Below are 17,262 nucleotides of genomic sequence, written 5' to 3'. Positions count from 1 at the left end.
GGGGCCGGTCAGTCGTCCTCCTCGAGCAGGTGCAGGCGGGCGGCCGCCCCCTTGTCGAGGGTGTGGCCCACCGTGCACCCGCGGTCGATGGCGCCGGCCACGCGGTGAGTGAGGGTCGCGAGCTGATCGGGGCTCAGCGCGGAGAAGTCCGCCAGGAACTGGACGTCGAAGTCGGTGTAGCGGTCCTCGGTGGGGTGCTTGTCCGTGGCGCACACGACGACGACCCGGGCCTCCTCGCCCAGCGCCTTGACCAGGCGGTGGTCGGCCGACAGGCTCGAGCAGGTGGCCAGCGCCACCTTGAGCAGGTCGCCCGGGGAGAACTCGCCGGGCCCCATGCCCACCCGCACCTCGGCGCCGCGGGCGTTGTGGGCCAGGTACTGGCGCGTGCCCGTGCGCTCGGCCCACACGGAGTTGGACTCGGTGGGGATGATGAGGTCGTCCAGCGCCTCGGTGCCGTCGTGCTCGCTCATGGGTCGATCGTGTCATGGCGACGGCGCCCAGGACCACACCCCACGCGCGCTCCGGCGCGCGGCGGCGACGTGATCCTGGACGCCGTCGACGGTCCGCCCGGTCAGTGGGTGGACAGCCACTGGGCGGCGCGCGCCTCCTCGTCGGCCACGGCCCGGTCGGTCAGCCCCATCGCGCGCTCCTCGATGCTGCGGCCCACGAGCGGGACCGACACCGACAGGTCCACCTCGAGGTCGACGGTCGTCGAGGCGCCGTCGGCGGCGGGGCGCATCGCGCTGGTTGCCCCGACGCGCACCGGGGCTCCCTTGACCGAGACCTCGACCCCGCCGGTGCGCGAGCCGTCCTCGGCCGGCTCGCCCCAGGACTCGGCCAGGGAGAAGGAGACCGCCGAGCGGATGAACTTCTGGGCCGCCTGGGGCAGGGCCGATGCGGGCACCGAGCCGGCGACGGTCGCCACGAAGCCGCGCCCTCGTGCGGCGACGTCGACCTGGGCGTCGGACAGGCGCAGGCGCTCGGCACGCAGGCGCTGATAGTCGGGATCCGCGAGCATCTCGCTGACGCGGGATGGGTCGGCGGGGTAGGTCAGTGTCATGTTCTTCTTCATGCGGGCGATCCTGCCACGTCTCGCCGGTAGCATCTGCACGTGCGCAACCTCCTGGCCTCCTCCGAGCGCGGACTGGTCGACCTCCAGGCCGCTGACGTCGACTGGCTCCACCAGCTCGTGGCCGACTGGCAGGTCATTGCCGACCTGTCCGTCTCCGACCTCGTCTTGTGGGCGCGCACCGACACCAACCGTTTCGTCGCCACGGCCCACTGCCGCCCCGCGACGGGGGCCACCGTCCACCCCGAGGACGTCATCGGTCGGCGCATGCCCGCGGCGCGCGAGGCGATGGCCCTGGAGGCCCTGGCCAACAAGCAGGTCGTCGTGGCCTCCGACCCCGAGTGGACCGGGACGACGGCCGTGCGCGAGGAGTACGTTCCGGTCATGCGCGGCTCCCGGGTCATCGCGGTCATGACCAGGGAGACCGCCGTCGGGGTCATGCGCGGCGGCAGGCTCGTCGACCGGCCGCAGGAGGACCTGGCCGACGCCATCTGCCACATGATCGCCCAGGGCGCCTTCCCGATCCGGGGAGCCGCCACCGGCCTGCGCCATGGCACGCCGCGCGTGGCCGACGGCGTGCTGCGCCTCGACAACGAGGGGGTGGTCACCTACGCCTCACCCAATGCGAGCTCGTGCTTCCACCGCCTGGGGCTGCCCGGCGACATCGAGGGCGGTCACCTGGCGGAGGCCGTCACGCGGATCATCCCGGAGCGCACCCCGGTCGACGAGACCATGGCGGTGGTGCTCATGGGCCGTCAGGCGTGGCTCACCGAGCTCGAGATCCGCGGGGTCTACCTGTCCGTGCGCTGCATCCCGCTGACCGACGACGGTCAGCGCGCCGGCGCCCTGCTCATGGTCCGCGACGTCTCCGAGCTGCGCCGCCGCGAGCAGGTGCTCATGAACAAGGACGCGACGATCCGCGAGATCCACCACCGCGTCAAGAACAACCTCCAGACCGTCTCGGCCCTGCTGCGCATGCAGGCGCGTCGCGCCACCAACGACGAGACCCGGGAGGCGCTGGCCGAGGCCGAGCGCCGGGTGGCGACCATCGCCACCGTCCACGCCGCCCTGAGCCAGAACGTCGACGAGACCGTCGACTTCGACGAGGTCTTCGTCTCGGTCCTGCGCGGCGCCGCCGCCGTGGCCACCGCCGGGGGCTCGGTCAACACCCGGATCGAGGGGCGCTTCGGGATCGTCGACGCCGACGCGGCCCAGGCGCTGGCCACCGTCCTGGCCGAGCTGGTCACCAACGCCGTCGAGCACGGGCTCGAGGGACGCGACGGCACCGTGACCGTGACCGCCCGCCGCGACGGGGACGACCTGACGGTGCACGTCATCGACGACGGCGTGGGCCTGGAGCCCGGAACGGTGCTGACCGGGCTGGGAACGCGGATCGTGAGCACCCTGGTTCAAGGAGAGCTGCGCGGCTCCATCGACTGGCTGCCGGTGCGCGACATCCACGGGCGCCGGGGCCGGGGCACCGACGTCGTCCTGCGTGCCACGCTCAAGGCGAGCTGCCCGCGCTGACCCTGCACGAACCGAGCGCCTCCCGGGTGCGGCCCGGGTATCCCGGGTATCCCGGGTATGACGACGCCCGCCGAGCGATCGGCGGGCGTGAGCCCGCCTGTGCGAGTATTGGTGGGCGGAACCGTCAGGACGAACGGCGCGCCCGCGCGGCACGGCGCTTGAGCGAACGGCGCTCGTCCTCGCTCATGCCTCCCCACACGCCGGCGTCCTGGCCGTTCTCCAGCGCCCACTTCAGGCAGGTGTCGACGACGTCGCAACGCGCGCACACCTCCTTGGCCTCGGCGATCTGCGCAATGGCGGGGCCGGTGTTGCCGACGGGGAAGAAGAGCTCCGGGTCGACGGTGAGACAAGCAGCCTGACTGCGCCAGTCCATGACGGCTCCCTTCGGTTCGACGTGACCTGTGGGCACGCGCTGCCCGCCCTCGCCCGAAATCGGGATTAGGCAGCAGTGCGGGACCACTTCCGGGCCCAACCTTCACACGCCCCCGGGGGTGGGGCAAGACCCCGAGGATGAGACCTGCGCCGGGCGACGTGTCGTAATACTCACAGCGCGCCGTCCCGGTCTTTGCGCTGGTCGGAGGGGGCGACCGGAGGCAGGAGGCCTCCGGTGGCTCACGTGGCTCCGGCGGGGGCATGGGTCGAGGCCGCGGTGGGATCATGGCCGGCCCCGGGGGCCGGGTCATGGGCCACCTGGACGATGACGGTGCGACCGCGCTCGATGATCACCCCGTGCCCGGGGCGGGTGGGAGCCCTGGGGTCGACGGTGGCGCGCACCGGAAAGCCCGCGACCTGCGCCGCCGGGCCCATGCCCGGCCACAGCAGGAGGATCGCCCCGCGCTCACGCATGCCCGCCAGGGCCCCGCGGAAGGTGCCCGCGACCCGGTCGGTGGTGGCCGAGGCCAGGACGACGCGGTCCCGGGCCAGCTCGGACTCGACCCGGGCCTGCTCCTGGGGCCCGGCGCGGTCCAGGTCATCGACGACCAGCGGGTCGGCGCCGTCCTCGGCCAGGACCCGGCGCAGGGCCCGCAGCGCGGTGCTCCGGCCCGATCCCGGCGGGCCGACGACGAGGACCGGGCCGGCCGGCGGCTCCTGGGGCAGCGCCCCGTCGCCGCCCACCGCCCAGACCCCGGGCAGGGGCGGGACGAGCGGAGGCAGGGGCTCGAGCCGCAGGGGGCACGGACCCGGCGCGCCACGGTCATCGGGGTCGGGCAGGAGGACCTGGCAGGCCGTGGTCTCGGCCCCGTCGAGCAGGACCGCCCTGCCGGGGAGCCGGCCGGTGAGGACCGCGCGCGGAAGCCCCGCCACCGTGGCCTGGGCCGACTGGTAGGCGCCCTGGATGAGGCGAAGCCGCATCGGGGCGCACCACCGTGCGCTCGCAGCCGCCAGGGGAGCAGTGACCAGTAGGCCGGTGCCCGTGGATCTGGCCGTGCGGGTCAGCGCGTCGAGCAGCGCCGTGCCCTCACCGGGTCCCAGGGCCTCGTCCACCGCCGAGGTCATTGCTTCGACGTCGTCGATGACGACCAGCGACCCGGCCAGCGCCCCCGTGGCGGCCAGCGACCACAGCCGCGCCAGGCGCCGAGGATCGTGCGGCCCGACCACCGTCCCGACTCCGTGGCTGCCCGCGGCCAGGGCGCCCTGCGGCTCCCTGAGCAGGCACAGGTGGACCCCGGTGCCGGCGCGCAGCGCACCGTGCGCCGCGCTCAGCGCCGTGGTCGTGCGCCCCGAGGCCGGCGAGCCCAGGACGAGCAGGGGCTCGCGGGAGCTCCAGCGCCAGGTCCCCAGGCGCTGGAGCTCGGGAAGGTCGGTCAGCGCCAGCAGGACCCCCGGGGCGGGGTCGCGGTCGGCGGGCACGAGGGCCTGCCCCTGGGCGCGGGTCGCCGCGGGGGGCAGCTCCGGCGCCCAGGGGCGCCACGGGGAGCGGCCGCCGCGGGCGGCCTGGGTGATCTCCCGGACGAGCCCCGCGAGCTGGGCGCTTGTGCCGCACCACGGCGCCTGGAGCGCGCTGCCGGAGTCGGTGCCCGCGGCCCCCGCCACCAGCACCCGCCCGGGCGCCTTGCCCAGCCGCGCCGCCCCGTCGTGCCCCAACACGTCCCGGGAGTCGGCCGGATCGAGCACCCGCAGACACACCCGGACCGTCGTGTTGGCCCGGATGGCCGGCGACACCGCGCCGCTGGGGCGCTGGGTGGCCAGGACGAGGTGGATCCCCAGGCTCCTGCCCTGGGCTGCCACGCGCACGAGGGCGTCGAGGACATCGGGGTGCTCCGAGGCGAGGGTGGCGAACTCGTCGACGACCACGACGAGCCGGGCCGGGGCGTGCTGAGGCGCGAGCTCGCCGACGTCCTTGGCGCCGTGCTCGGCCAGAAGGCGCTCGCGGCGCCGGGTCTCGGCGCCCAAGGACGACAGGGCCCGCTGGGTGGCGGCCGGCTCGAGGTCGGTGAGCACCCCCGCAGTGTGGGGCAGGTCCGCCAGCGGGCCGAAGGCGGCTCCGCCCTTGTAGTCGACCAGCACGAGGCTGAGGCGCCATGGGGGGAATGCGGCGGCCAGCTGGAGCAGCCAGGAGGTGAGCAGCTCGGACTTGCCCGAGCCCGTCGTGCCGGCCATGAGCGCGTGGGGCCCATCGGCCACGAGGTCGACCGTGCACGCCCCGCCCGGGCCCACGCCGAGCACGGCCGGCAGGCCGTCTCCCGCGGACCGCCACCGCCGACGCACCGTGTCGCGGTCGAGCTCGCCGGTCACCTCCTCCAGGACCACCCGCCGGGGCAGGCCATCAGCCGCGGCGCCGGACACCCCCTCGGGCCCCGCCAGCCCGGCGCAGGCCAGCAGTGCCGACCACCAGCGGGCGCTTGTCGGCGGGGCGCCCGGTCCGGCGGGCAGGACGGTGCGGGCGCTGGCCGGCGCCCGCCCCTCCCGCGCCGCGATGAGCTCGGCTCGCCCGATCCGGGGCTCCTCGCCCCAGGCGATCTCGGTCCCGGTCGCTGACAGGCGGACCCGGGCCGCTCCGCGCGCGATCACCTGGGCGGTCCACCAGCGCACGGCCTCGGGGGCGCCCGGTCCGGTCAGTGCCACGCGGTCGCCCGCCGCCAGGGGCAGGACGCGGCGCCGGCTCCTCCGACCGGTCCACGCCCGCAGTGCCTCGTCGGGGCGGGCGGGTGCCGCGCTGTCGGCGCCCACGGCCACCGCCAGCAGCATGGTGGCCGGATCCGGCGCACGGTGCAGCCGGCCGGCCCATCCGGCACGGCGCCCGCTGCGCCGTCGGCCGCGACCCGACAGGGCGGGCAGGACCCGGCTGAGCGCCATGAGCAGCATCGGTGCGATGAGCAACGCGCTGGCGGCGCCTCGACTGCGGGTCGTCATCGTCACGGCGATGAGCACACCGATGACCACGACCATGAGCACCGGCAGGAGAAGGGCCCGCCGCCCCTGGGCGGGCGAGGGCGGCTCCGGGACCGCCAAGGACGAGGGACGGCTCCTCAGCTCGACCGTGGTCCTGCCGATGCGCAGCCTCGCCCCGGCCTGGAGCTCCATGCCACGACGCAGGCGCAGCCACAGGCCCTGGACACGTACCCGGGTGCCGTTGGTCGAACCGGGGTCGCGCACACGGACGGCGTCGGGCAGACAGTCGACCTCCAGGTGTCGGCGGGAGACATAGGGGTCGGTCAGCACCTCATCGCGTCCGACCGCCCCGTGGACGGGCAGGGGCACGACGAGCCCGGCGTCGGGTCCGTCAAGGATCGCCAGGTGCCAGGGCCGCGCCAAGGCGCCCCTGGCGGCCAGCGCCGCCGGGACGGGCGCCGTTGTGGCCGGGCCGGGGTCGGTCGCGCAGCTCGCTGAGGTCGCGGTGGTCATGTCCCCAGCCTCGTCCCCCGGGGCGGTGCCCCGCCGTGCATCTGTGGACAGCCCGGGGGCACCCCTGCACGAACCGTGCCTGTGGAGCACCTGCCTCGCCGCTCCGGGCACTGTCATAGGACAGGATGTGCGCATGACCGACACCCCGACGGCGGGCAGCCCCGCCGATCCCGGCGCCGTGCCCGCCCCAACTGATGGCGGCGCCGTGCCCGCCCCAGCCGGGCTGAGTGCCGTGCCCGCACCGGCCCGTGCCCGCTGGGCCGAGCTCGTCCGCCTCATCGAGCGTGCCCGGGACGCCTACTACGACGCCCTGGACGCCCAGAGCCCGTACTCCGACGCCGAGTACGACACCCTGTTCCGCGAGCTCGAGGACCTCGAGGCCACACACCCGGCGCTGTCCCTCGACACCTCACCCACACGCAGCGTGGGCGGGCGGGCCACCACCGACTTCGCCCCGGCCGCCCACCACGAGCGCATGTACTCCCTCCAGGACGTCTTCAGCCTTGAGGAGGTCGAGGACTGGGCCCGGCGCATGGTCGCCCGGACCGGCACGGCCGACGAGGACCTGGCCATGACCGCCGAGGTCAAGGTCGACGGCCTGGCGGTCGCGCTGACCTACACCAACGGGGTCCTCACCCGCGCGGCCACCCGGGGCGACGGCACCGTGGGCGAGGACGTGACCGGCAACGTCCGCGCCATCGGCAACGTGCCGCTGGTCCTGGCAGGATACAGCCACCCCGCCCTGCTCGAGGTGCGCGGAGAGGTCTACTTCCCCGTGGCCGACTTCGCCGAGTTCAACGACACCCGGCGCAGCGCCAACCTCGAGCGGGAGCGCGAGGGGCTCCCACCCCTCCAGGTCTTCGCCAACCCGCGCAACGCCGCGGCCGGATCCTTGCGGCAGAAGAACCCGGCCGTCACCGCCGCCCGCCCCCTGGCCCTCGTGGCGCACGGGATCGGGGCCTTCACCCCGGCGGCGGGGGAGACCCTGCCCGAGGCCCAGCACGAGTGGTACGAGCTGCTCAGCGGGTGGGGGCTGCCGGTGTCCCCGTACACCGCGGTCGTGCGGGGCCGCCCCGAGCGCGAGGCCTACATCGCCCGCTACGCCGAGCACCGCCACGACCTCCTCCACGAGATCGACGGGATCGTCTTCAAGATCGACTCCCGCACCCTCCAGGCCGAGATGGGCCACACCTCCCGGGTGCCCCGCTGGGCTGCCGCCTACAAGTACCCGCCCGAAGAGGTCCACACCCGCCTGCTCGACATCGACGTCCAGGTGGGCCGCACCGGTCGGGTCACCCCCTTCGGCATCATGGAGCCGGTCCTCGTGGCGGGCTCTCGCGTGTCCCGGGCCACCCTGCACAACGCCACCGAGGTCGCCCGCAAGGGCGTGCGCATCGGCGACCTCGTCGTCCTGCGCAAGGCGGGCGACGTCATCCCCGAGATCGTCGGGCCGGTGGCCGACGCCCGGGACGGCACCGAGAGGGACTTCGTCATGCCATCCACCTGCCCCTCCTGCGGTCACGACCTGGCACCGGCCAAGGAGGGCGACGTCGACCTGCGCTGCCCCAACACCCGGTCCTGCCCCGCCCAGGTGACCGAGCGCATCGCCCACATCGGCTCGCGCGGGGCCCTCGACATCGAGGGCCTGGGCGATGAGGCGGCGGCGGCCCTCACCCAACCCGACGCCGGTCGGGAGGAGGCGCTCGCGGCCCTGGCCGCGGGCAGGAGCCTGGAGACCGAGCGCGCCCGCCTGAGGATCCCCGAGGCCGAGCTCGGGGCGCTGGCCCCCGCCGACCGCCTCGACGCCGCCCGGCGCCTGGCCGCCGCGTCCGGCGTGGGCGCCCAGGAGCCGGTGCTCACCGGGGAGGCGGCACTGTTCGACCTGCGGGTCGAGGACCTGCGCGACGTCGCCGTCTACCAGCCGGTCAGGCGCCGGGGCGAGCCGACGGGGGACTGGCGGCTCACGCGCTTCTTCTGGTCCAAGCAGACCTACGACGCCCAGGGCTCGGTCAAGAAGGCCACCGCCCCGGGGAAGAACGCCGCGGGCGTGCTCGCCCAGCTCGAGGCGGCCAAGGACCGGCCGCTGTGGCGGATTCTCGTCGCCCTGTCCGTGCGCCACGTCGGGCCGACGGCCGCCCGGGCCCTGGCGGCGCGCTTCGGCTCCCTGGAGGCCCTGCGAGCCGCGAGCCTGGAAGAGCTCAGCGAGGTCGAGGGCGTCGGCCCGACGATCGCCGCCGCCTGGAGGCAGTGGCTCGAGGAGGACTGGCACGTCGAGATCCTCGAGCGCTGGGCCGCCGCGGGGGTGCGCAGCGCCGACGATCAGACCGGGCCCGACCAGCCCGAGCGCACCCTCGAGGGCCTGACCGTTGTCGTGACCGGCACCCTGGAGGGATTCACCCGGGACAGCGCCAAGGAGGCGATCGTCGCGCGCGGCGGGCGGGCGGCGGGATCGGTCTCGGCGCGCACGAGCTACGTCGTCGCCGGCGCCAACGCCGGCTCCAAGGAGACCAAGGCCCGCGAGCTGGGCCTGACGATCCTCGACGAGGCGGGCTTCGAGCGGCTCCTGGCCTCAGGGCCCCAGGGACTGACCGGTCAGTAGTGGCTGACCACCGTCGTGCCGACCTCGGCCCACGAGTAGATCCACTGGGCCTCCTCAACCGGCATGTTGATGCAGCCGTGCGACCCCGAGTACCCGAAGTTCGAGCGCCACGGGGCGCCGTGCAGCGCGTAGCCCTCGTAGAAGTAGGAGATCCACGGGACGTTCTCGGTGCGGTAGCGCGTCCCGTCGGCGTTGTCCCCCTCCATCGTCTGGGTCTCGCGCTGGAGGTAGACCTTGTAGGTCCCCGTGACCGTCGGCGTCTGCGCGTCGCCGTCGACAATGCTGACCGGGCCGCGCACCACCGTCGCCCCCTCGTAGGCGGTGACGGTCTTGGTGGACAGGTTGATGTCGATCCACCTCTCCCGGGGCGCGGCCTGGTAGACCAGGTTCTCCGCGCCGTCGGCGATGACCTTCTCCTCCCACGTCTCCTCGGAGGTGCTGACCTCGAAGACGCCCTCGTAAGAGGTCTCGGAGGAGACCGCCTCGGTGATCGCCTGCACGATGGCGTCGGCATTGGTCACCGACTTCCCCGCCACGGCCTCGACGCTCGTCTCGACGACGGAGCCCTGGGAGTTGACGTTGCGCACTCCGGTGACCGGCTCGACGGTCACCTCCTCGACCTGGGCGGCCACCCACTGGGCGACCTTGTCGGTGTCGAGGGAGACGACCGGCAGGGTGTCGACCTCAGTGGTCACGGTCACCCAGCTGGCTTTGGTGGCCGCGTCGGCCGTGTAGGTGGTCGAGTCCTCCGCGGCCGCGATCGTCACGTCCTGGGCGACCCAGGCGTTGGCGGTGTCCGCCACCGACTGGGCCTGCTCGTCCGAGACGGCCGGGGGGCTGGACTCGAGGGAGACCTCGACCTGTGCGTCGGACAGCGAGGAGGCCGCCTGAGCCGCGGCCGCCTCGAGGGACGAGGAGTCCAGAGAGGTGCCCGAGGAGGCAGGGGTGATCTCGAAGCCCGTGCCCTCTGTGTTGAGCACGACGGTGGCGTTGGTCGCCTTGGCCACGTCGCCCGGGACGAGGGCGGTGGCGTACTCCTGCGCCGTCGAGGAATCGGAGCTGACCGTCACCGGGGTGTCGGTGCGCCCCAGGAGCGCCGTGAAACGGTCGATCACGCTGTGTCCCTCGGCCAGGACGGCGTCGGCGGTCGCCTCGGCGTCGACGCTGACCCCCAGGTCGGGCAGCGAGGCGGCGGTGCTGGCGTCGCCGGAGATCGTCACCGTGGCCTCATCGGCTCGGTCCTGCACGACCGCCACGATCTCCTCCCGGCTCATCCCGGAGACATCGATGCCCGCGACATGCGAGCCGGGGACGGCCACCTCGGCGTAATGCTGGGCGTAGGCGTAGCCGCCCGCCCCGACGACGCCCAGCAGCAGGAGGACGGCAGCCCCGACCATGACGGGCCAGCGCCGACGCCTGCGCGGGGCCTCAGCGCCTGAAGCACCTGCCGCGGCGGTGACCGGGGTGTTGTCCCGGATCCCGGCCGCCCCCGCCCCGAGGGCGGTGGGCACCGACTCCGCGGCCTCCTGCGGGGTGGAGGCCGAGACGGGCTCGCGGACAAGCGGCACGGCGGTGGCCAGCGTCGACCCGTCCGCCGCGCCGTCCGCGGCGGGATCGGGGGCCAGGTCCGTGGCCTGCGCCGTCATCGGGGTGACGGCCTCGTCCACGTGGTCCGTGTCGGTGGGGTCGTCGGCGTCCTTCGGTGAGCGGGCCGCGGCGGCGGCGCCGGCCTCGACCGCCTCGTCGTCGCTCTGCTCCGCAGCGTCCTCAGCGCTTGCCGGGGTCGCGTGCGGCCGCGAGGAGGTGCGCTCGGTCCCGGTGACCTGTCCGTACGGACTGGTCACGATGACCGGCGCGGGCCTGTCCGAGCTGGTCGGCGTCGCGTCGGACGCCGTGTCGTCGACATCCGTGCGTCCCGTTCCAGAGGGATGGTATTCGATACGCATGGGGCCCTTGTCCCGGGAGGGCCGCAAAGCCCTCCCTGCTCGAGGAGTCCACTCCAGCCGTGGAATCCGCTGGTGACCATGACATCCTCAGCCGTGGTCAATGTCAACGGTGTGCGCTTCGGCGTGCCTGTGAGGTCGGGCATGACCCTTGGTATGACGCCGTTGCCTCCGGGGTGCCGAGGCGGTCGAGACCGCTTCGTGACCAGGGGAGCCGGCTTGCGACCGTCTGCGGTCACCCTGGTCACCGGCCGCTGCCGAGGGCCGGGACCGGGTAGCCGTCGTCCAGGAGGCCGGTGGCCGCAGGGGGACCGGGAGGTGCGGGCGGGATCATCTAGACTCCCTCCCATGACTGCCATCTCCTCCGACGAGGTCGCCCGGGTCGCCGCCCTGGCGCGCGTGGCGCTGAGCCCGGAGGAGGTGACGCGCCTGGCGGGTGAGCTGGACGCCGTCGCCTCCGCCTTCGCCCGCGTCACCAGCGTTGTCACCCCCGACCTGCCGGCCACCTCCCACCCGGTTCCCCTGACCAACGTCCTGCGCTCGGACGAGCCCGCCGCGACCCTCGACGTCGACGAGCTGCTCGCCGGGGCCCCGGCGGCGCAGGACTCGATGTTCCTCGTTCCCCAGATCCTCGGGGAGGACGCCGCCTCATGAGCACCGACGCCCTTCTCAGGAGCACCGCGGCCGAGCAGGCCGCGGCCCTGGCCGCGGGGGACGTGTCCTCCCGTGAGCTGACCGCCGCCCACCTCGAGCGCATCAGCGCCGTGGACGGGGCAGTGGGCGCCTTCCTCGACGTCGATGCGGACAAGGCCCTGGCCTCGGCCGATGCGGCCGACGCCGCGCGCGCCGAGGGAACGCTCACCCACGAGCTGGCCGGGGTGCCGGTGGCCGTCAAGGACATCGTCGTCACGCGCGGCCAGGTGACCACCGCCGCCTCGAAGATCCTCGAGGGCTGGGTGCCGCCCTACGACGCGACCCTGGTGACCAACTTGCGCCGTGCCCACCTGCCGATCCTGGGCAAGACGAACCTCGATGAGTTCGCCATGGGCGGCTCGACCGAGCACTCGGCCTTCGGTCGGACCTGCAACCCGTGGGACCTGGGACGCATCCCGGGGGGCTCCTCGGGAGGGTCGGCGGCGGCCGTCGGCGCCTTCGAGGCGCCGCTGGCGGTGGGCACCGACACCGGAGGATCGATCCGGCAGCCGGCAGCGGTCACCGGCACCGTCGGCGTCAAGCCGACCTACGGCACCGTCTCGCGCTTCGGGGTCATCGCCATGGCCTCCTCCCTCGACACCCCCGGACCGATGGCCCGAACGGTGCTCGACACCGCCCTGCTCCACGACGTCATCGCCTCCCACGACCCGCGTGACTCGACCTCGCTGGCCGATGCGCCGCGGGGCATGGCCGAGGTCGTCCGAGCCGCCCAGGCCGGGGGAGACCTGACCGGGCTGCGGGTGGGGGTCATCGCCGAGCTGGACGGCGGTGAGGGCTACCAGCCGGGGGTGGTCTCCTCCTTCCACGCCGCCCTGGCCCTGCTCGAGGCCGCCGGTGCGAGCGTGGAGACGGTCTCCCTGCCGCACCTGGAGTACGCGCTGGACGCCTACTACCTCATCATGCCCGCCGAGGCCTCCTCGAACCTCGCCCGCTACGACGGCATGCGCTACGGCCTGCGGGTCGAGCCCTCCTCCGGCCCCGTCACGGCCGAGACCGTCATGGCGGCGACCCGTGGCGCGGGCTTCGGTGACGAGGTCAAGCGCCGGATCATCCTGGGCACGCACGTCCTGAGCGCCGGTTACTACGACGCCTACTACGGCGCGGCGCAGAAGGTGCGCACGCTTATCCAGCGCGACTTCGCCGCCGCCTGGCAGCGGGTCGATGTGCTCGTCTCGCCCACCGCCCCGGTGACCGCCTACCGCTTCGGGGACAAGGACGACCCGCTGGCGATGTACGCCCTGGACGTCACGACCATCCCGGCCAACTTGGCCGGGGTGCCCGGGATGAGCCTGCCCTCGGGCCTGAGCGAGGACGGCCTGCCCGTCGGCTTCCAGGTCCTGGCGCCGCAGCGTGCCGACGACCGCCTCTACCGCCTCGGCGCGGTCCTGGAGGCGCAACTGGAGGAGCGCTGGGGCGGGCACCTGCTTGCCCGCGCCCCCGAGCTGGAGGTGAACTGAGATGACCGGTACCGCAATGGCCGCCACCGGTGCGGTGGAGCTGATGGACTACGAGGAGGCCGTGCGCCGTTTCGACCCGGTCCTGGGCCTGGAGGTGCACGTCGAGCTGGGCACGGCCACGAAGATGTTCGACGCCGCGCCGAACATCTTCGGCGCAGGCCCCAACGAGATGGTCACGCCCACCAGCGTCGGGCTGCCGGGCGCACTGCCTGTGGTCAACGCCACCGGTGTCGAGTACGCCATCCGGATCGGCCTGGCCCTGGGCTGCGACATCGCCGAGTCCTGCCGCTTCGCGCGCAAGAACTACTTCTACCCCGACCTGTCCAAGAACTTCCAGACCTCCCAGTCCGACGAGCCGATCGCCTTCGATGGGGCGCTGGATGTCGAGCTCGACGACGGCACCATCGTCACCGTGCCCATCGAGCGGGCCCACATGGAGGAGGACGCCGGGAAGAACACCCACATCGGCGGTGCCGACGGCCGCATTGAGGGGGCGCGCTACTCCCTGGTGGACTACAACCGGGCGGGCGTCCCCCTGGTCGAGATCGTCACCCGCCCCATCGAGGGCACGGGCGCCCGGGCGCCGCAGGTCGCCGCCGCCTACGTGCGTGCGCTGCGCGACATCTTCCGGGCCCTGGGGGTCTCCGAGGCGCGCATGGAGCGCGGTCATGTGCGCGCCGATGTCAACGTCTCCCTGCGCCCCGGGCCCGACGCCCCGCTGGGCACGCGCACGGAGACCAAGAACGTCAACACCTTCCGGGGGATCGAGCAGGCCGTGCGCTACGAGATTCAGCGGCAGGCGGCCGTCCTGGCGGCCGGGGGCAGCGTCCTCCAGGAGACCCGGCACGGGCAGGCCGACGGCACGACGAGGCCGGGGCGGGTCAAGTCCGACGCGGACGACTACCGCTACTTCCCCGAGCCGGATCTCGTCCCCCTGGCCCCGAGCCGGGAGTGGGTCGAGCAGATCCGTGCGGCACTGCCCGAGATGCCGGTGGCCAAGCGTCGTCGGCTCAAGGCCGAGTGGGGCCTGGCCGACGATGAGATGCGCGACGTCGTCAACGCCGGGGCGCTCGACCTCATCGAGGCCACGGCGCTGGCCGGCACGAGCGGTCAGGCGGCCCGTAAGTGGTGGATGGGCGAGCTGGCGCGCACCGCCAAGGAGCGCGAGCTCGCGCTCGAGGACCTTCCGGTCACCCCGGCTCAGGTCGCCGAGCTCCAGGGGCTGGTCGACTCCGGGGCGCTGACCGACAAGCTCGCCCGGCAAGTGCTCGAGGGAGTGCTCCAGGGCGAGGGCGACCCGGCCGAAGTCGTCCGGGCCCGGGACCTGGAGGTCGTCTCCGACGACTCGGCGCTGCTGGCCGCCGTCGACGAGGCGCTGGCCGCCAACCCTGACGTCGCGGACAAGATCCGTGGCGGCAAGGTGCAGGCCGCGGGGGCCATTGTCGGGGCGGTGATGAAGGCCACCAAGGGGCAGGCCGACGCCAGGCGGGTGCGCGAGCTCGTCATGGAGCGCGTGGGCGCCTGAGCGCCGACGGCGTCTCAGTGGGCGGGCACCGGGAGGATGCCGACCCGGTGGGGATAGGCTCGGACCACCACCGAATCCCTGGGCCGGCGTGACCCGGCCCGCCCGCTCACGGAGGAAACGCGCCCATGGTCCAGCCCAGCCCCAGTTACACCGTCGCACTGCGCCTGGAGGTCCCGGCCTCCCAGAAGTCCGTGGCACGCCTCGTTGACACGGCGACCGTGGTGGGGGCCATTGTCAACGGTGTTGACGTGGCGGACGCCGACGGCGACCGCCTCATCGTCGACCTGACCGCCGACACCCGCGACTCTGCCCACCGCGCCGCGCTGGTCAAGGCGCTGGAGGAGATCGAGGGCATCAAGGTGCGTCACGTCGGGGACTCCACCTTCCTGGCCCATGTCGGCGGAAAGCTGGAGATCGCCCCGCGCACCCCGATCCACAACCGTCGAGACCTGGCGCGGGTCTACACCCCGGGCGTGGCCCGGGTCTGCAAGGCCATCCACGACCACCCCGAGCGCGCACGGCAGCTGACCATCAAGAAGAACACGGTCGCGGTGGTCACCGACGGCACGGCCGTGCTCGGGCTGGGGGACATCGGCCCCGCGGCGGCCATGCCCGTCATGGAGGGCAAGGCGGTGCTGTTCAAGCAGTTCGGCGGCGTCGATGCCTGGCCGGTGGCCCTGGACACCACCGACCCCGAGGAGATCATCGCGATCGTCAAGGCCATCGCCCCTGCCTACGGCGGGATCAACCTGGAGGACATCGCCGCGCCCAAGTGCTTCGACATCGAGGCCAGCCTGCGCGAGGAGCTCGACATCCCGGTGTTCCACGACGACCAGCACGGCACGGCGATCGTCACCCTCGCGGCGCTCATCAACGCCCTCAAGGTGGTGGGCAAGCGCATCGAGGACGTGCGCATCGTTCTGTCGGGGGTCGGTGCCGCGGGCAGCGCGATCGCCAAGCTCCTCATGGCCCACGGCGCCACCGACATCGTCGGCTACGGCCGCGACGGGGCTCTCAGCGCCGAGCACACCGATGGGATGAACGCCCACCGCAAGTGGCTGGCGGAGAACACCAACCCCCGTCGTGTCACCGGCTCTCTCAAGGACGGGCTCGACGGTGCCGACGTGTTCATCGGCGTGTCCAGTGGCAACCTCCTCGAGCCGGCGGACCTGGCGGCCATGGCCCCCGACGCGATCGTCTTCGCGATGGCCAACCCGACCCCGGAGGTCGACCCCATCGGTGCGGCGGACTACGCGGCGGTCGTAGCCACCGGACGCAGCGACTTCCCCAACCAGATCAACAACGTTCTGGCCTTCCCGGGGCTGTTCCGCGGGCTGCTCGACACCGGGATCACGGATATCTCCGTCGAGCTCCTCCGTGCCGCGGCCACCGGCATCGCCGGCGTCATCGACTCCGGTGAGCTGAGCCCCGTCCACATCATCCCCAACGCCTTCGACACGAGGGTGGCCGACGCCGTGGCCGCGGCCGTGCGGCGACTGGCCGAGAGCGCCTGAGCCGGGCGTCGCCGCGCACTGGGCTCAGGCGCGGCGCCCGGTCCTGCGCCCCAGGCATGACACGAGGCCCGGCCCGGGAAGAAGACTTCCGGGCCGGGCCTCACTCTGTCGAGGGCAGGCTCAACGGAGCCAGGAGTCCCCGACCTTGGTCGACCACCAGCGGCCCAGGCCCCAGGTGTCGCCGCCGCGGGTCAGAGCGACGAGGATCATGACCAGAGCCATGATCCAGTGGTCGTCGATCAGTGGGTTGGTCGCCTCGCCGGCGCCGTCGGGCGGGAAGGCGGCCAGCCACATCATCGCCATGAGCAGCGTGCCGCTGAGGGCGGCCACCTTGATCCCGATCCCCAGGACGAGGGCTGTGCCGATGCCCAGCAGCCCGATCATGAACAGGGCATCGCCGAGCGGGTTGGCGAAGACCTGGAAGAGCCCCGCGGCCGGGCTGCTCGAGGCGACGTACTCGATGAAGCCCTGGGCGGGAGTCCCGCCGCGGATCCACGCGGCATCCGGCTGCGTGGTGAAGCGTAGCCCGAAGGTCTTGTCAACGAAGGCCCACAAGAAATACAGGCCGACGACGATGCGCAGGGCGGCGAGAACTCGTCGGGCGCCTGCGCTCGTGATGATCTGGTCGCCGGTGGCGACCTGTGTGGAGCGGGTCATGCTTCCTCCTCCAGGGACGGGCGCCTCACAACCGAGACGCCAGTAATTGATGGTTGAACCAACAGAGCGTGGTCGACGGTAGCGCATCTCGTCGTTGCCGTCGAACCTAGGTGCGCCCTGTGCTCGGTGCGCACCGTGATGTGCCGGGCCGGCGTGTCGATCTGGTCGGCGTACCGTGGGTCTGCGGCCCCGCCGGTGGCTCGCTCGACAACGGGTCGGTGGCCCGGCCTGCCGGAGTGACCGAACTGTGATCGAGGCCATCCGATGCGACCTTGACGGGTTCGGCGGATCCGCCTATGCTTTTCTTTGCTGCTCGCGAGAGGGCGCCCAATCGATCCGGTTGGGAGGCTTGCTCGCTGGGTGTGTTGTTTGAGAACTCGATAGTGTGTCATGTTTTTTATGCCATGTTGG

The 17,262-nt window shown here is 73.2% G+C and carries 12 protein-coding genes; 6 read left to right on the top strand and 6 right to left on the bottom strand.

The features are described from left to right. Window positions 1-8 precede the first annotated feature (8 nt). Together Q4C85_RS09960 and Q4C85_RS09955 are read right to left on the bottom strand one after the other, a co-directional pair. Window positions 9-470 (bottom strand): OsmC family protein, encoded by a 462-nt coding sequence (locus tag Q4C85_RS09960; RefSeq protein WP_303141714.1) that lies wholly within the window; start codon window positions 468-470, stop codon window positions 9-11. Between the two features lie 101 nt (window positions 471-571). Continuing rightward, window positions 572-1,072: a DUF2505 domain-containing protein gene (locus tag Q4C85_RS09955; protein WP_303141711.1), complete on the bottom strand. Its 501-nt coding sequence runs from the start codon at window positions 1,070-1,072 to the stop codon at window positions 572-574. Window positions 1,073-1,111: 39 nt separating this feature from the next. Here Q4C85_RS09955 and Q4C85_RS09950 point away from each other — a divergent pair, with 39 nt between their 5' ends. After that, window positions 1,112-2,596: a sensor histidine kinase gene (locus Q4C85_RS09950; protein ID WP_303141709.1), complete on the top strand. Its 1,485-nt coding sequence runs from the start codon at window positions 1,112-1,114 to the stop codon at window positions 2,594-2,596. Window positions 2,597-2,720: 124 nt separating this feature from the next. On the opposite strand, the gene Q4C85_RS09945 is transcribed toward Q4C85_RS09950, so the two are convergent. Beyond that, window positions 2,721-2,969, bottom strand: a complete 249-nt coding sequence (locus tag Q4C85_RS09945; protein ID WP_067939003.1) for a WhiB family transcriptional regulator — start codon at window positions 2,967-2,969, stop codon at window positions 2,721-2,723. 239 nt (window positions 2,970-3,208) lie between these two features. Next, entirely contained in the window at window positions 3,209-6,442 is a 3,234-nt protein-coding gene (locus tag Q4C85_RS09940; RefSeq protein WP_303141704.1) for an FtsK/SpoIIIE domain-containing protein, read from the bottom strand. Between the two features lie 133 nt (window positions 6,443-6,575). Here Q4C85_RS09940 and ligA point away from each other — a divergent pair, with 133 nt between their 5' ends. Then, window positions 6,576-9,041, top strand: a complete 2,466-nt coding sequence (gene ligA, locus Q4C85_RS09935) for an NAD-dependent DNA ligase LigA (RefSeq protein ID WP_303141703.1) — start codon at window positions 6,576-6,578, stop codon at window positions 9,039-9,041. Here the strand turns inward: ligA and Q4C85_RS09930 are convergent. After that, window positions 9,035-10,885 carry a L,D-transpeptidase gene (locus Q4C85_RS09930; protein ID WP_303141702.1) on the bottom strand — a complete coding sequence of 617 codons (1,851 nt, stop codon included), beginning with the start codon at window positions 10,883-10,885 and terminating at the stop codon, window positions 9,035-9,037. The genes ligA and Q4C85_RS09930 overlap by 7 nt on opposite strands. 447 nt (window positions 10,886-11,332) lie before the next feature. Here Q4C85_RS09930 and gatC point away from each other — a divergent pair, with 447 nt between their 5' ends. From gatC to Q4C85_RS09910, 4 genes are all read left to right on the top strand, one after another. After that, on the top strand, window positions 11,333-11,638 hold the full coding sequence (gene gatC, locus Q4C85_RS09925; RefSeq protein WP_303141701.1) for an Asp-tRNA(Asn)/Glu-tRNA(Gln) amidotransferase subunit GatC: 306 nt from the start codon (window positions 11,333-11,335) through the stop codon (window positions 11,636-11,638). Continuing rightward, entirely contained in the window at window positions 11,635-13,155 is a 1,521-nt protein-coding gene (gatA, locus tag Q4C85_RS09920; protein WP_303141700.1) for an Asp-tRNA(Asn)/Glu-tRNA(Gln) amidotransferase subunit GatA, read from the top strand. The genes gatC and gatA overlap by 4 nt, the downstream gene beginning before the upstream one ends. Before the next feature lie 16 nt (window positions 13,156-13,171). Next, complete coding sequence (gene gatB, locus Q4C85_RS09915; protein ID WP_303141748.1) at window positions 13,172-14,680, top strand: Asp-tRNA(Asn)/Glu-tRNA(Gln) amidotransferase subunit GatB; 1,509 nt, start codon at window positions 13,172-13,174, stop codon at window positions 14,678-14,680. A 125-nt stretch (window positions 14,681-14,805) separates the two neighbouring features. Beyond that, window positions 14,806-16,194, top strand: coding sequence for an NAD-dependent malic enzyme (locus Q4C85_RS09910; protein ID WP_303141699.1), 1,389 nt, complete (start codon window positions 14,806-14,808; stop codon window positions 16,192-16,194). Window positions 16,195-16,314: 120 nt separating this feature from the next. Here the strand turns inward: Q4C85_RS09910 and Q4C85_RS09905 are convergent, their stop codons facing one another. Further along, window positions 16,315-16,851 carry a DoxX family protein gene (locus tag Q4C85_RS09905; protein ID WP_303141698.1) on the bottom strand — a complete coding sequence of 179 codons (537 nt, stop codon included), beginning with the start codon at window positions 16,849-16,851 and terminating at the stop codon, window positions 16,315-16,317. Window positions 16,852-17,262 lie beyond the last annotated feature (411 nt).

Source organism: Actinomyces sp., from assembly GCF_030524025.1.
In the GTDB taxonomy this organism is placed as follows: domain Bacteria; phylum Actinomycetota; class Actinomycetes; order Actinomycetales; family Actinomycetaceae; genus Actinomyces.
Note: the sequence above shows the minus strand (reverse complement) of the source record. Positions and strands in the feature narration are given on the sequence as shown.

Excerpts from the sequence above, each read along its gene's own strand:
- Q4C85_RS09955 (WP_303141711.1), bottom strand. The coding sequence starts at position 1,072 with ATGAAGAAGAACATGACACTGACCTACCCCGCCGACCCATCCCGCGTC.
- Q4C85_RS09905 (WP_303141698.1), bottom strand. The coding sequence starts at position 16,851 with ATGACCCGCTCCACACAGGTCGCCACCGGCGACCAGATCATCACGAGC.
- gatC (WP_303141701.1), top strand. The coding sequence starts at position 11,333 with ATGACTGCCATCTCCTCCGACGAGGTCGCCCGGGTCGCCGCCCTGGCG.
- Q4C85_RS09945 (WP_067939003.1), bottom strand. The coding sequence starts at position 2,969 with ATGGACTGGCGCAGTCAGGCTGCTTGTCTCACCGTCGACCCGGAGCTC.
- gatA (WP_303141700.1), top strand. The coding sequence starts at position 11,635 with ATGAGCACCGACGCCCTTCTCAGGAGCACCGCGGCCGAGCAGGCCGCG.
- Q4C85_RS09960 (WP_303141714.1), bottom strand. The coding sequence starts at position 470 with ATGAGCGAGCACGACGGCACCGAGGCGCTGGACGACCTCATCATCCCC.
- gatB (WP_303141748.1), top strand. The coding sequence starts at position 13,172 with ATGGCCGCCACCGGTGCGGTGGAGCTGATGGACTACGAGGAGGCCGTG.
- ligA (WP_303141703.1), top strand. The coding sequence starts at position 6,576 with ATGACCGACACCCCGACGGCGGGCAGCCCCGCCGATCCCGGCGCCGTG.
- Q4C85_RS09910 (WP_303141699.1), top strand. The coding sequence starts at position 14,806 with ATGGTCCAGCCCAGCCCCAGTTACACCGTCGCACTGCGCCTGGAGGTC.
- Q4C85_RS09940 (WP_303141704.1), bottom strand. The coding sequence starts at position 6,442 with ATGACCACCGCGACCTCAGCGAGCTGCGCGACCGACCCCGGCCCGGCC.